Annotated in this window: 12 protein-coding genes; 5 read left to right on the top strand and 7 right to left on the bottom strand. The window is 73.1% G+C overall.

The genetic code is table 11. From position 1 onward, the window contains the following. On the top strand, nt 1-370 hold a 370-nt coding region (locus tag ITP53_RS47480), incomplete at its 5' end, for a transglycosylase SLT domain-containing protein (protein WP_195902064.1). Here ITP53_RS47480 and eccB read toward each other — a convergent pair. Together eccB and eccD are read right to left on the bottom strand one after the other, a co-directional pair. Then, nucleotides 364-1,758: a type VII secretion protein EccB gene (eccB, locus tag ITP53_RS47475; RefSeq protein WP_195902063.1), complete on the bottom strand. Its 1,395-nt coding sequence runs from the start codon at nt 1,756-1,758 to the stop codon at nt 364-366. The genes ITP53_RS47480 and eccB overlap by 7 nt on opposite strands. A gap of 1 nt (nt 1,759) precedes the next feature. Beyond that, nucleotides 1,760-3,145 carry a type VII secretion integral membrane protein EccD gene (gene eccD, locus ITP53_RS47470; RefSeq protein ID WP_195902062.1) on the bottom strand — a complete coding sequence of 462 codons (1,386 nt, stop codon included), beginning with the start codon at nt 3,143-3,145 and terminating at the stop codon, nt 1,760-1,762. A gap of 103 nt (nt 3,146-3,248) precedes the next feature. Between eccD and eccCa the strand changes: the two genes are divergently transcribed. Beyond that, entirely contained in the window at nt 3,249-7,232 is a 3,984-nt protein-coding gene (gene eccCa, locus ITP53_RS47465; RefSeq protein WP_195902061.1) for a type VII secretion protein EccCa, read from the top strand. Between the two features lie 63 nt (nt 7,233-7,295). On the opposite strand, the gene ITP53_RS47460 is transcribed toward eccCa, so the two are convergent. The 5 genes from ITP53_RS47460 to mycP form a co-directional block, all read right to left on the bottom strand. Beyond that, on the bottom strand, nt 7,296-8,552 hold the full coding sequence (locus tag ITP53_RS47460; RefSeq protein WP_195902060.1) for a WXG100 family type VII secretion target: 1,257 nt from the start codon (nt 8,550-8,552) through the stop codon (nt 7,296-7,298). Between the two features lie 8 nt (nt 8,553-8,560). Then, nucleotides 8,561-8,914, bottom strand: a complete 354-nt coding sequence (locus ITP53_RS47455; protein WP_195902059.1) for a hypothetical protein — start codon at nt 8,912-8,914, stop codon at nt 8,561-8,563. 7 nt (nt 8,915-8,921) lie between these two features. Then, a complete protein-coding gene (locus ITP53_RS47450) occupies nt 8,922-9,221 on the bottom strand; it encodes a WXG100 family type VII secretion target (RefSeq protein WP_195902058.1) in 300 nt (99 codons plus the stop codon). Nucleotides 9,222-9,237: 16 nt separating this feature from the next. Continuing rightward, entirely contained in the window at nt 9,238-9,561 is a 324-nt protein-coding gene (locus ITP53_RS47445; RefSeq protein WP_195902057.1) for a WXG100 family type VII secretion target, read from the bottom strand. Between the two features lie 84 nt (nt 9,562-9,645). Beyond that, the gene (mycP, locus tag ITP53_RS47440) at nt 9,646-10,806 is read right to left on the bottom strand and encodes a type VII secretion-associated serine protease mycosin (protein ID WP_195902056.1); all 1,161 of its coding nucleotides are present in this window, start codon (nt 10,804-10,806) and stop codon (nt 9,646-9,648) included. 130 nt (nt 10,807-10,936) lie between these two features. On the opposite strand from mycP, the gene ITP53_RS47435 reads away from it, so the two are divergent. The 3 genes from ITP53_RS47435 to ITP53_RS47425 form a co-directional block, all read left to right on the top strand. Continuing rightward, entirely contained in the window at nt 10,937-11,569 is a 633-nt protein-coding gene (locus ITP53_RS47435) for a hypothetical protein (RefSeq protein WP_195902055.1), read from the top strand. Then, on the top strand, nt 11,566-12,789 hold the full coding sequence (locus ITP53_RS47430) for a hypothetical protein (RefSeq protein ID WP_195902054.1): 1,224 nt from the start codon (nt 11,566-11,568) through the stop codon (nt 12,787-12,789). Before ITP53_RS47435 ends, ITP53_RS47430 begins: the two co-directional genes overlap by 4 nt. Further along, nucleotides 12,786-13,534: protein kinase domain-containing protein (locus tag ITP53_RS47425; protein WP_195902053.1), on the top strand; the 749-nt coding region annotated here is incomplete at its 3' end. The genes ITP53_RS47430 and ITP53_RS47425, both read left to right, overlap by 4 nt.

The following is a 13,534-nucleotide window of genomic DNA, read 5'->3' as shown; positions in this document are numbered from 1 at the left end:
CCCCGCCCCCCAGGGCCAGGTCGCCGACTGGATCAACCAGGCGATCTCCATACTCAAGGCCAACGGCGTGCCCGCGGACAAGATGAACCCGAACGACATCTACCTGATCATCAAGAAGGAGTCAGGCGGGAACCCGCACGCCATCAACAACTGGGACTCCAACGCGGCCAACGGCACGCCGTCCAAGGGCCTGATGCAGACGATCGACCCGACGTTCGACGCGTACAAGCTGCCGGGGCACGGGAACATCTACGACCCCGTGGACAACATCATCGCCGCCGTGCGGTACGCCGTCAGCCGCTACGGCTCGATCTCCAACGTGCCAGGCGTGGTCGGCACGAAGACCGGGAGCGGCTACCAGGGCTACTGATCCAGCGCCGGCTCAGCGGCCCTGGCGGGATCGAGCACCGGGCCCTCGGGGATGAGCTGGAGCAGGTTCAGCGGGACCGGGGTGGCCTGGGCTGCGGTGTAGCCGAGCCTGGTCAGCGCGTCGGCGCCGGGCACGGCGTAGCGGCGGCCCTCGGGGGTGACCAGGTAGTACGACTGGACCGCGGCGAGCTGGCCGTCGCCGGGCAGGACGCCGGCGAGGACCGCCTGGCCGGGCGGGAGGCGTACGAGGTCGGTGGCGTCGCCGCGTGGCTCGGGCAGCGCGGCGCCGGTGGTGAGGCGGACGCGGGTGGAGCCGGTGCCCGTGTCGGCGTAGACGACGCAGAGCGGGTTGGCCGGGTCGTAGGCGGTCATGCGCGGCAGTTCGCCGGGCAGGCCGTCGGCGGGGATCGTGGTACGCGAGCGGCGGGCGGCGTTGGCGGTGGCCGCGTCCACGGGGATCTCCTTCACCGCGCCGCCGCCGTAGGCCGACCGGCTGCCCGGGTCGCTCAGCAGGAGCGCGGCCTGGCCGGGCGTGACGGGGGCGAGGCCGTCGGCGAGCAGCACGTACCAGCGGGGCTCGCCGCCGGCCACGGCGCCCGCGCGGAACACCTGCCCCACGGCGGCGGCCGTGCCTCCTGGACCGGTCACCGGCCGGCCGCGCCCGGGGATGTCAGGTGCGGCCAGGTCGGGGCCCTCAGGCAGGGCGTTGAGCCAGGGCACCGGCACGGCGGCGGGCGCTCCCGAGGTGAGCCCCCTGGCGATGCCCGAGGCCACGCGCATGCGGGTGCCCCGCCAGATGGCCCACGTCTGGCCGCCGACGTCCACCAGCAGCGCCTCCCCCTCTGCGACGGGCGTCCCGCCCGCCTGCCGTCCGGCGATCAGCATCACGTACGGCTTTCGCCCGGTCGGCTCCGCCCGCTCCTGGACGCAGGCCGACCAGGGTCCCTTGGTCAGGTTCGCGGGGGCGGGCAGCGAGTCGGGGGCGCCGGGGATGCCGATGGGCGCGCCGCGCTCGTACCCGGTCAGGGCCTCACGCGCGACCACCCGCTCCTTGACGCCGGCCGAGCCCAGCACGAGGCGGGCTGAGGCGTAGTTGGCGACGGGGATCATCCGGCGTTGGTCGTGGCTGTAGACGAACCTGGCGCCGGTCTCGCGTTCGATGATCAGCGTGCCCGGGTCCTCCAGCGACTTGGTGCCGCCGGGGCGCAGCAGGCCGTATACGGCGAAGCCGACGCACAGCAGGACCGCGACCATGATCCCGGCAAGGAACCCGATGTTCTGCCTGCGCAGCGGCCACTCCGGCTGGTTCGGCTGGGCCCGCAGCAGCGCCAGCCCGATGCGCTGGACGGTGAGCCGGTACGCCTGGTAGAGGTCGCGCTGGTTGTGCACGTCAGCTCACCAGGCCGCGGATGGTCTCGTACACGTCGAGTACGGCCAGCGACAGCGGGACCAGGGTGATCATGAGGATGATGTCGAAGATGTCGCCCGCACGGCCCCAGAACGGGGACGGGCGCGCGGACGTCAGCCACAGCGCCGTCCCCGCCACGGCCAGGGCGAGCACCACGAGCCCGGGGACGATCACGTAGACCACGGTCCCGTCCGTGGCCGCGGCCACCGCGGCGACGGCCGGCAGGGCGACCCCGAGCAGCGTCGCGCTCAGCAGCCAGGCCCGCTGGCCGCGGCCCTCGAACGCGCGCGCCCGCATGAGCAGCGCCAGCGACAGGGCCACGCTCATCGCGATCGCCGCCCACGTGCCCGTCAGCACGAGCAGCACCTGCGTCCCGAGCACGACGAGCACCACCCCGCAGAGCAGCCCGGTGCAGAAACGATCGGCGACCACCGTCCTGTCGATCACCAGCCGGCCGTCCAGGTCGCCGCTCTCGCGCCTGAGCTCCTCGGCCGTCGTGGGCAGCGCCGGCAGCGGCAGCCCGGCCAGCCGGAACGACAGCGACGGGATCGCGGTCGTCAACCCCACGCCGATCGCGGCCAGCACCGCCGCCACCCCCGCCGCGGGGAGCCCGAACGCCATGACGACGCCGGACGCCACCAGCCCGCAGAACGCGGCGACGGCCACGCCGAGGAACGCAGGCAGCCCCTCCGCGACCGCGAACCCGGTCGCCGTGGCCAGCATCAGCACCACGCCGGAGGCGGCGAGCAGGTTGTCCGCCTGGAGGACGTCCGTCCCCGAGGCTGGTCCCACGAGGCCGGCGACGAAGCCGTAAGGGAGGGAGGCGTACCCGATCAGCGCGCCTGCCCTGGCGTCGCCGAGCGCACGGGACAGCGCGACCGCGACCAGCAGCAGGACCAGTGCGACCGCCAGCGCGACGAGTGCGGCGGGCAGCCACGGCGGCCCGGTCAGGGGCAGCGCGGCGGCGCCCGCGCCGAGCAGGGCGGCGGCAGCGCGCAGGCCGTAGGCCCTGGTGGCGGCCGGCTGCCAGCGGCCGGTGCGCTCCAGCACGCCGGTGGCCACCGCGTCGGCCACGTCGTCGAACACGACCTCCGGCAGCTCGTGGCCGCGCGGGCGCAGGTGCAGCAGCTCGCCGTCGTGGACGGCCAGGTCGGCGAGGGTGGCGTTCGGGTCGAACGGCGGGGCGCCCAGGCGTTGCAGGACCCAGCCGCCGTGCGCCAGGCCCGCCTCGGCGAGCCCTTCGCCGGCGATGCGCAGCAGCGTGGGCAGCAGGTTGGCAAGGGGGATGTCAGGCGGCAAGCCCAGGTCCAGGAAACCGCGCGGGGTCACGACGGTGACCCGGCACAGGTCGGTTCCGGTGGCGCTCACCCGGACGAGTGTATGGACGGGACATCCGGCACGAGGCCCGGAATACGTTCAGGAATTTTGAAATATCGCCTGTTTCACTACGTCAGCGGCTTCCATAAGCGTGGTGAGCGGCAGTCTGATCGTGGTCCGGAGGCCGGAGCGGCGCAGACCGCCCGACCCCCCGAGCGGTGACGTGCTGCTGGAGGCTCCCCCGGAGATCCCGGAGGCCGTCACCGGCGGGGGCATGACCCAGCTCCTGACCTACCTGCCGATGATCGCCGGGGCGGGGGCGATGGCGCTCATGTTCACCGGCGGCGGCACGAACAACCCGATCATGCTGGTGTCCAGCGGGCTGTTCGCGGTCTCGATGGTCGGCATGACCGTGGGCCAGATGATGCGTACCGCGGGCGAGCGCAAGAACCAGCTCAACGGCCAGCGCCGCGACTACTATCGCTACCTGGAGCAGGTCAGGAAGCGGGTACGCGCGGCCGCCGCGCAGCAGCGCCAGGCCATGACCTGGAGCCATCCCGACCCGGCCGCGCTCTGGTCGCTGGTGATGACCTCGCGGCTGTGGGAGCGGCGGCCCCGCGACGACGACTTCGCCCAGCTCAGGATCGCCACCTCGGCCCAGCGGCTGGCGCTGCCGATGGTCCCGCCCGAGACCAAGCCGGTGGAGGACCTCGACCCGGTGACGGCGGGGGCTTTGCGCCGTTTCGTCCGCACCCATGCCACGGTCCCCGGGCTGCCGGTGGCGCTGGCGCTGCACTCGTTCGCCAGGATCGTGCTCACCGGGGATCCGGCGGCGGCGCGCGGCCTCGTACGGGCCGCGCTGGCCCAGGCGGCGGCGCTGCACTCGCACGAGGACCTGCGGATCTCGGTGTGCGCGGCGGGCGAGCGGGCCCGCGAGTGGGAGCCGGTGAAGTGGCTGCCGCACGCCCTGCATCCCGGCGAGGAGGACGGGGCGGGACCGGTGCGGCTGGTCGTGGGGGACCTGGGCGAGCTGGACGATCTGCTGGGGTTCGAGCTGAAGGACCGGCCCCGGTTCAGCAAGGGGCTCTCGGCGGACGCGTTGCCGTACCACGTCGTGGTGGTGGACGGCGGGAAGGTGCCGGCGGGCAGTCAGCTCGGCGCGGACGTCATCGAGGGCGTGACCGTGATCGACCTCGGCGGGGCGACGGCGCCGGTGCCCGCGCAGCTCACGCTGGCCCTGGAGGTCGAGCAGGACGCCCTGGTCAGAGTGGCGGAGGACGAGCTGGGCAAGCAGGTCAGATCCGGGCTCGGCCGGCCGGACCGGCTCGAACTGCCCGCGTTCGCCGCGCTGGTCAGGCAGCTCGCGCCCATGCGGGCAGGCACGGGCGCGGGCAAGGAGGAGGAGCGGGACGTGTTCGCCACGAACACGACGCTCACCGACCTGCTGCGGATCGGCGACGCGCGGCGGCTCTCCCCCGCGACCACCTGGCAGCCGCGCCCGGTCAGGAACCGGCTGCGGGTCCCGATCGGCCTCGGCGCCGACGGGCGGCCGGTCGAGCTGGACATCAAGGAGGCGGCTCAGGGCGGCATGGGGCCGCACGGTCTCGTGGTCGGCGCGACCGGCTCGGGCAAGTCGGAGCTGCTGCGCACGCTCGTGCTGGCGCTGGCGGTCACGCACTCCTCGGAGACGCTGAACTTCGTGCTCGTCGACTTCAAGGGCGGCGCGACGTTCCTCGGGCTCGACGCGCTGCCGCACGTCTCCGCGGTCATCACGAACCTGGCGGACGAGCTGCCGCTGGTCGACCGCATGCACGACGCGCTGCACGGCGAGCTGGTACGCCGCCAGGAGCTGCTGCGCGCCACGGGCAACCACGCCTCGCTGCGCGACTACGAGCAGGCCCGCGAGCAGGGGGCCGACCTGCGGCCGCTGCCGACGCTGTTCATCGTGCTCGACGAGTTCAGCGAGCTGCTGAGCGCCAAGCCGGAGTTCATCGAGTTGTTCGTGATGATCGGGCGGCTCGGCCGGTCGCTGGGGGTGCACCTGCTGCTGGCCTCGCAGCGGCTGGAGTCCGGGCGGTTGCGCGGTCTGGACACGCATCTGTCGTACCGGATCGGGCTGCGGACGTTCTCGGCCATGGAGAGCCGGGCCGTGCTGGGGGTGGCGGACGCGTACTCGCTGCCGCCGGAGCCGGGGAACGCGTACCTGATGTTCGAGACGACGGGGATGACGCGGTTCAAGGCGGCGTACGTGTCGGGGCCGTACCAGGTGGCCGCGCCGCGCGGGCCCGCGACGCCGGCGCGCGCCGGACACCGCGGGAAGATCGTCTGGTACGGCACGGAACGCGTGCCGCTGCCCCCCGTGGAGCGGCAGCCGCCGCCGGTCCCGGAGGACAAGGGCAGGCAGGACAGCCTGCTGGACATCGTGGTGGGGCGGCTGGCCGGGCAGGGTCCCGCGGCGCACCGGATCTGGTTGCCGCCGCTCAGGGAGCCTGCCCCGCTCGACCGGCTGCTCCCCCGCATCGAGGCCACGCCAGAGCACGGCCTCACCGCGGCAGGCACGGGACCCGACCGTCCCGGGCGGCTGCACGCCGTGGCCGGGATCGTGGACAGCCCATTCGACCAGCGGCGGGATCCGTACTGGCTGGATCTGTCCGGCGCGGCGGGCAACGTCGCGATCGTCGGGGCGCCGCAGACCGGCAAGAGCACCCTGCTGCGGACGCTGATCGCCTCGATCGCGCTCACGCACACCCCGCGCGAGGCGCAGTTCTACTGCCTGGACTTCGGCGGCGGCACGCTGTCGGCGCTGACCGGGCTGCCGCACGTCGGTGGCGTGGCGACCCGGGTGGACGCCGACGCGGTACGCAGGACCGTGGCCGAGGTGAAGACCATCATGGAGCGGCGGGAGCGGCTGTTCGTGGAGCGCGGCATCGACTCCATGGCCACCTACCGCCGCCTGGTCGCCTCCGGCGCCTACGAGGGCGACGGCTGGGGCGACGTCTTCCTCGTCGTGGACGGGTGGGCGACCCTGCGCCAGGAGTACGAGCAGCTCGAACCGGCGCTCGGCGACCTCGTCACGCGCGGCCTGGGCTTCGGCGTCCACGTCGTCGGCACCGCGAACAAGTGGATGGAGTTCCGTTCGAGCGTGCGCGACCTGCTCGCCACCCGGCTGGAGCTCAGGCTCGGCGACTCGTTCGACTCCGAGATCGACCGCAAGGCGGCCGCGAACGTGCCCGAGGGCGCTCCCGGGCGCGGCCTCACCCGCGAGGGGCTGCACTTCCTGGCCGCGCTGCCGCGCGCCGACGGCCGCTCCACGGTGGACGACCTGTCCGACGGGGTGTCCGCGCTGGTGGCGGCCGCCTCGGCGGCCTGGCACGACCACCCGGCCCCGCCCGTACGGCTGCTGCCGGCCCTGCTGCCCGCGCACACGCTCCCCGCCCCACCTCCGGACTCCGGCACGCGCGTGCCGATCGGGATCGACGAGGCGGCGCTGGCGCCGGTGCTGCTGGACTTCGACGCCGACCCGCACTTCGTGGTGTTCGGCGACACCGAGAGCGGCAAGAGCAACCTGCTGCGCCTGGTCGCGCACGGCATCGCGACCCGGCACACGCCGCTCGACGCCCGCTTCGTCGTCATCGACTACCGGCGCGCGCTGCTGGACGCCACCGACACCGAGCACCGGATCGGGTACGCCGCATCCAGCACGGCCGCCGCGACCCTGCTCAAGGGCGTCCACGAGGCGATGCAGTCCCGGCTGCCGCCGCCCGACCTGACCTCGGAGCAACTGCGCACGCGGAGCTGGTGGACCGGCCAGGACCTGTACGTGATCGTGGACGACTACGACCTCGTGGCCACCTCCGCGAACCCGCTGACCGTGCTCGGCGACCTGCTCCCGCAGGCCAGGGACATCGGGCTGCATCTGGTGCTGGCCCGGTCCATGGGCGGCGCGGGGCGGGGCATGCTCGACCCGGTCGTACGGCGGCTGAAGGAGATGAACTCGCCCGCCGTGCTGCTGTCCGGGCCGAGGGACGAGGGCCAGCTGTTCGGCAACGTACGGCCACGGCAACTGCCCCCTGGCCGTGGGCTCTACGTGGACCGGCGGTCGGGCGAGAAGCTCATCCAGACGGCCTATCTCGGGTGAACGTCCGCCGGTCGGCCGTCCCCAGGGTGCGCGTCCGCCGGTCGGGTGTCCCCAGGGTGAGCCTCACCCCACCACCGGTGGGCCGCAGTCGATGTCCGGCTTGAAGAAGTCGTCGTCGCTCCGCGACGTGACCGACCGCCGCGTCTGGCTCTCCTGCGGGGCTCCGCCGCCCATCGGCATGAACGGCATCCCGCCCGCCGCGGTGGCGCCCGCCTCGGCGCGGCCCGCCGCCGGGCCGGTCGCGGGCCACGAGCCGTCCACGACCGGCACGCTGCCCGGCCGCACCGATGGACCGGTCTCGGCTCTGCGGGGTTGTCCCTGGTCCTGGGCGGTGGCGGCCGAGGTGTACGGGTCATCGGGTGTCGAGGGCCCGCCGTACCGCCTGTTCTGGGTGGGACCGACCGGGGCGCCGGCGGGCGGCAGGACGCCGCTGGGGTGCCCGCCCGGCTGAGTGCTCGACGGTGCGGGAGCGGAGGGCGTACCGCTCGGTGCGGGCTGGGGGTGGCCGGCGGCGAGGGCACTTGTGGGCGGCGGCGTTCCCGCCGCAGGCGTCCCGGCTGGGGGTGCCTGTGGCGGGAACGTGCCCCCGGCGCCCCCCAAGGATGAGCCCGATGATGAGCCCGGGAACGAACCCGGCAACGGACCGGCAGGCGCGGGCTGATATCCGGATATGCCGGACAAGTCGGTGCGCAATCCGGCCGGGACCGTGTCCTCGAACCGCAGGTCGCCGCCTTGCGACGGCGTCGCCGCCCGCTCGGGCGACGGCAGGTAGGGAGCCGGCGAGGCGAGCTCCGCGTCCCACGGCAGCCGCTCCGGCAGGCCGGCGTGCGCGCCGTGGTAGACGCCGTTGAGCTCCAGCATGAACGCCCGCGCGTCCGCGTCGGGATCGTTGGCGGGCTCCATCGACCCCGCCCCCATGCCACTGGCCTCGACCCAGTAGGTACGCTGCTCCGTGGCCTGGTCGAACCGCTCCTTCGCGGTGGTCAGCTCGCGGCTCACGGTCTCCAGCGCAGGCGGCACCCCGTTCACGCCGCCGCGCAGCGACTGCAGGTACGACTGCAGCCGGCTCATCCGCGTCAGCATGGCCCTGGCGGACTCCCCGCCCCAGTCGCCGTCGGCCACCAGCCGCGCCGCGCTCTCGCCCAGCGCCGTGATCGTGGCGGTGAGCAGCTCGGACGTCGCCCGGTACGCGTCCACGACCGGCCCGAACTCCTCCGGCCTGGTCGCCATGACCATGCGCCGGATCTCCTCGCGCCCGCCGTACGCGTTGACGTTCCCGCCCTGCAGGCAGGTGTCCTTGATCGGTTGTGGTTCCGGCACTCGTCCCTCTATCTCGCGCCGTCGGTACGTGGCGCCGCGCCGGCGGCCCGCTGGTCGGCGTCCCGCACGGTGCCCGCGGTGCCGGCCAGGTCGTCGATGACCCGCTGGACCTGCGCAAGGACGAACTCCAGCGAGTCCACCGTGGCCAGCCTGGCCCGGCGCACGGTGTCGCCGTACCCCTGGGCGATGTCCCAGTCGCCCGCCGCGCCCGGCGACAGGTCGGGCACCTGGTACCTGGCCGCCTCCAACCGGGGCAGCAGGTCCTTCGTCAGCTTGCCCGCCACGTCGAGGAGCGTGTCGGGCCGGCACACCGCCTTGTCCCCCGCGGTGGCCGGGTCGATGAGCGGCTCGTCAGCGGCCATCGCGCGCTCAGGTGCCCCAGCGGCGGACGTTGGCGTGCTCCGCGTCCCGCATGATCTCGGTCGCGTCGTGCAGCGCGGGGCCGAAGCGCTGCATGGTGTCGCCCATGGCCACGACCGCGTCGTTCCACTGGCGCTTGGCCTCCAGGTAGACGTCCTTGGCCGCGCCCTCCCAGGTCTCCAGCACCCTGAGGTCGTCCTCCAGGTCGGTCAGCTCGCCGACCAGGTTCGCGTAGGCCCGGCCGAGTTCGGCCGCGATCTCCTCCATCTCGTCGAAATTGGCGAGGATGATGTCGCCGCCACCGGTCATCGTCGTTCTCCGTTCGTCAGAGCTTGCCGCCGCCCAGCAGGGATTTGAGGTTCTCGGCGACTTCGCGCGCGTTGGTGTTCGCCTCGGTGTACTGGATGCCCGACGCCTTCAGGTTCTCCGCGATCGTGTTCAGCGCGTCGATGACCTTCTTGAACTGCGGGTTCCACTCGTTGAGCACCTGCGTGTAGACGCTGGCCGACTCGCCCTGCCAGGCGGCGCCGAGCGTCGCTGGGATCTGCGTGAGCCTGTTGTGGATCTGGGTGATGTTGCCGTGGGCGATCATCGCGCGGTCGGCCGCGCTGTGCTGACTGCCGTCGGCATATCGTGTCGGCTCTGCCACGGTTTACCTCTCGGATCGCGTGAACCCGAACTCGACCGGGTCTGTGTCGTTCGCAGCAACGTAGATCCGCCCGAACCGGGCGCACTACGATTTCAACTTTCCTGTAAATGTCGCGGCCTGCCCCGCTCGCCAGCCCCTGCGCCGGGCCCTGGGCAGCGTCAACGCCAGGAACACAACCAGCGCCGTCACCCCGCCCGCGCCCACGGCTATCCCGATGGCGATCTCCCGCCTCCTGGCGTCGGGCACCGGGGCCTTCGCCAGCAGGACCGGGCCAGGTGCGGGCCGGGCCGTCTCGCCGGTGGCGGGCGGGAGCACCGCGCTCACCGCGAGCAGCGGGTTGACCAGCCCCGCCCCGGTCCCGGCCGCGCCGCCGCCCTCGGCCGTGGCCTCCAGCCTGCGCTTGACCTGCCAGTGGTCGAGCTCCGGGTGCCTGGCCCTGACCAGGGCAGCCACGCCCGACACGAAGGGGGCGGCGAAGCTGGTGCCGTCCAGTCCCGTACGGTATCCGCCGCCCGTCCACGCGCTCGTCACCCCCGATCCCGGCGCGGTGACCGAGATGCGGGTCGCGCCGTTGGAGAACTCCGACTTCCCGCCGCCGGGCCCGGCCGAGCCGACCGCGATCACGCCGGGGTACTCGGCGGGGTACGCGGGCGTGACCGCCCCGCCCTCCTGCTTCACGTTCCCGGCCGCCGCGACGATCATCGCGTCCTTGTCCTGCGCGTACGTGACCGCCGACTTCAGCACGGGATGGTCCTCGGCCTGCACGGACACGTTGATCACGTCGGCGCCGAGCTCGGCCGCCCGCCTGATGCCCTCGGCCAGCCGGATGACGTCGCCGCTCTGCCCCTCGGTCTGTTTGATCGACACGATCCTGGCGGCCGGCGCGACGCCCATGACCGGGACGCCGCGCGAGGTGAGGTCGCGGCCGGCGATGATGCCGGCGACCGCCGTACCGTGGCCCACGCAGTCGCGCGCGCCGGTGCCCGTGAGGTCGTCCTGGCGGGTGACGACGCCGGCGAGTTGCGGATGGGCGACGTCCACGCCGCTGTCGACCACGGCGACCGTCACGCCGTCCCCCTTGGTGAGCCGCCACGCCCGCTCGAACCGCAACCGCTCCTGCGGCCACGGCTTGCCGGTGACCTCCTGGACGCCGGGCTCGGGATCGCAGGTCACCGCGCGGGCGGGGGCGGGGGTCGGGGTCAGCGCGAGGACGAAGGCCGCGGCGCCGTACCAGAGAACAGGCACGGTACGAAGTCTGCCGACATTTCCCCTGCCGCCGGCTCTCTTAGAAATATCTTGAAATGACGCGCCGCGCTGTTCCCCGCGGGATAGGCAGTGGGTTGGCATGTCCGTCGACCCTGACGCGGAGAGCAACATGACGACACCTCAGGCCGAGGGTGGCGACGCGAACGGCGTCCCCAGGCCCGGCCTCGGTCTGTCCGTCGCCCAGCGGCCGGAGATCGCGCGGAGCTACGAGGGCGGCTTCGGCGGACAGGAGAAGGACTACGATCCGGACAACATCGAGGAGGCGTACGCCGACCACGTACACAGGTGGCGCAACGGCGACTACCCTCCCGAGGCGCCGGCCCTGCCCGCGGACGCCCGCCCCGAGGCCATGCTCGCCTCCAACCGCGTGGACCCGGACACGGCGGAGCGGCGGATGTTCATCAAGATCGACGAGTACGAGGACCCGGCCGGCGGCAAGCCCCCGCCGACGTCCCCGGTGGAACGGCTGCGCCAGGACTTCGAGCGGCTGCGGGGCGAGGGCGGCGAGCCGAGCCTCAAGGTCCGCCTCATCGAGTCCGGCCTCACCGATCAGGACCTCGGCCGGTGGCAGGCCGCCGCGGACTTCAAGGCGACCACCGACACGGCCAAGACCACGCTCGACAGCGCGATCGAGCGTATCTACACCGTGTACGCGGCCGTGATCCAGGCCCTCGACGACACCGTCAAGACCGCCAAGGGCGCCGACCGGTCGATCGCGCGCGGGCTGGGACCTCGTACATGAGCGACTACTGGACCGCGGCGCTCAAGGACACCCGTAAGCCGCAGGTCGAGGACACCATGCCGGTCGGCGGGGGCGACGCGGAGAGCAGCGACGGCGTCGCCGCCCTCATCCAGAGCACCAATCCCGCCAGGATCGCCGAGGCCGGGAAGAACTACCGGCGCATCGCCGAGATGTGCGCGGACTCCGTGGACCTGCTGCACCTGCAGGCCGGGCGGATCGCCGAGACGCTGGGCGGCGAGGCGCTGCAGGGCATCTTCGAGACCATCGGCGAACTGCAACGGGACCTCGCCCGCATCAGCTTCGCCGCCCGCTCGGTCGGCGAGCCGCTGGTCTGGTACGGCGAACAGGTGCTGCCCTGGTTTCACAACAACGTGCCGCGCACGGGCGACGTCCCCGTGGACGACTGGTTCTACGACATGGTCGGCGAGGACAACAACGGGCACGCACTCGCGCGGCATCATCTGCGGCAGCTCAACCGGTTCATGGGCGATGCCTATGGCGCGATCGGGGGGTATGTCGAGCAGCGGTCGAGCGCACCGCAGGGCGGGATGGTGGACCCGTCCCTGGCCTCCCCGACGGGGTTGCAGCCCTTGTCGGGGGTGGGTGATCCGTACGCGGGGTCCGGGCTTCCCGGGACTCCCGGCTTCACCCAGCCCGATCTCCAGAACCCCGCCATGCGGGACCCGTCACTCACCGACCCCTCCCTCACCGACCCCTCGCTCAAGGACCCGTCACTCACCGACCCCTCGCTCAAGGACCCCACTCTTGAGAACCCGGCGCTCAAGGATCCGTCGCTTGAGGACCCGTCGTCGCAGGATCCGGACGCGTCCGCTCAGTCCCCGGCGGACCTGAAGAACCCGGCGCTCGACACCCCCGACCTGAAGACGCCCGAACCGCCGCACATCCCGACCGCCACCGACCTGTCCAGCCTGCCGCAGACCGCGCCGACCCAGACAGGGGTGCCGCAGACCGGCGTACCCCAGACGGGCACCGGGCCGGGCGCTCCGAGCGGCACCGCCGCGGTCACGCAGGCCGGGGGAGCCACGCCGCCGGGCGCCGGGCGGGCCGGGGCGACCGGCATGCCGATGGGCATGATCCCGCCGATGATGGGCGGGGCTCCTGGCGGGCAGGAGCGGGAACGCGAGCGCGCCAGGTTCCCGCTGGTGGAGGACGAGGCGTTCGACAGCGATGACCTGGGCGGACCGTCCGTGGTCGCATGACGGTGCTGACGGAGCAGGTCCGCGGTCACCGGCTGCTGGAACGGGCCGGTCAGGACGGTCCCTGGGCCGTACATCTCGCGCGGGCCACGACGACCGGCGCGGACGTGCTGGTCAAGACGCTGGCGTGCCATCGGGTGGACCGGCGGGCGCTCAAGCGGATCGTGCGCGGCTTCGCCTTTCCCGCCGAGCTCACCGCCCATCCCGGTGTCGTACCGGTGCTGGAGGTCGGGGCCACCGGCGACGGGCGGCCGTACCTGGTCACGCCGCCGCACGACGGCCTCACGCTCGCCGAACGGGCCGGGCGGAGCCTGCCGATGCCGCTCACGCGAGCGGTGGAGCTGGTGCGGGCGGTGGCGGACGCGGTGGCCGCCACGCATGCGGCGGGCGGCGTGCACGGGCGCGTCAAGCCCGAGAACGTGATCGTGAACGAGGCGGGCCACGTGGCGGTCACGGGCTTCGCGATGTCCGCGCTGATGTCGATCGCGGAACTTCCCGACGGCACGCTCCCCTCCGTCCACGCGGCCCCCGAAGAACTCGAAGGCCACCCACCGACACCCGCCTCCGACGTGTACGCGCTGGGGTCGATGCTGTACGAACTGCTGGCCGGGCGACCTGCGTTCCCTCTGGACGGGCCGGGCAGCACGGCCCGGTTCGTCCTCGGCGTACTGACCGAGGACCCGCCCCCGCTACCGCTCCCCGAAGCCCTCGCGCAGACCCTGTCCAAGGCCCTCTCCAAGGACCCCAC

It is taken from the genome of Nonomuraea cypriaca (assembly GCF_015645445.1).
Lineage (GTDB): Bacteria > Actinomycetota > Actinomycetes > Streptosporangiales > Streptosporangiaceae > Nonomuraea > Nonomuraea cypriaca.
This window is presented reverse-complemented; position numbering and strand designations above follow the sequence as displayed.

Coding starts and splice junctions, on each gene's coding strand:
- ITP53_RS47430 (WP_195902054.1), top strand. CDS start 11,566: ATGAGCGACTACTGGACCGCGGCGCTCAAGGACACCCGTAAGCCGCAG.
- ITP53_RS47455 (WP_195902059.1), bottom strand. CDS start 8,914: ATGGCCGCTGACGAGCCGCTCATCGACCCGGCCACCGCGGGGGACAAG.
- ITP53_RS47450 (WP_195902058.1), bottom strand. CDS start 9,221: ATGACCGGTGGCGGCGACATCATCCTCGCCAATTTCGACGAGATGGAG.
- ITP53_RS47435 (WP_195902055.1), top strand. CDS start 10,937: ATGACGACACCTCAGGCCGAGGGTGGCGACGCGAACGGCGTCCCCAGG.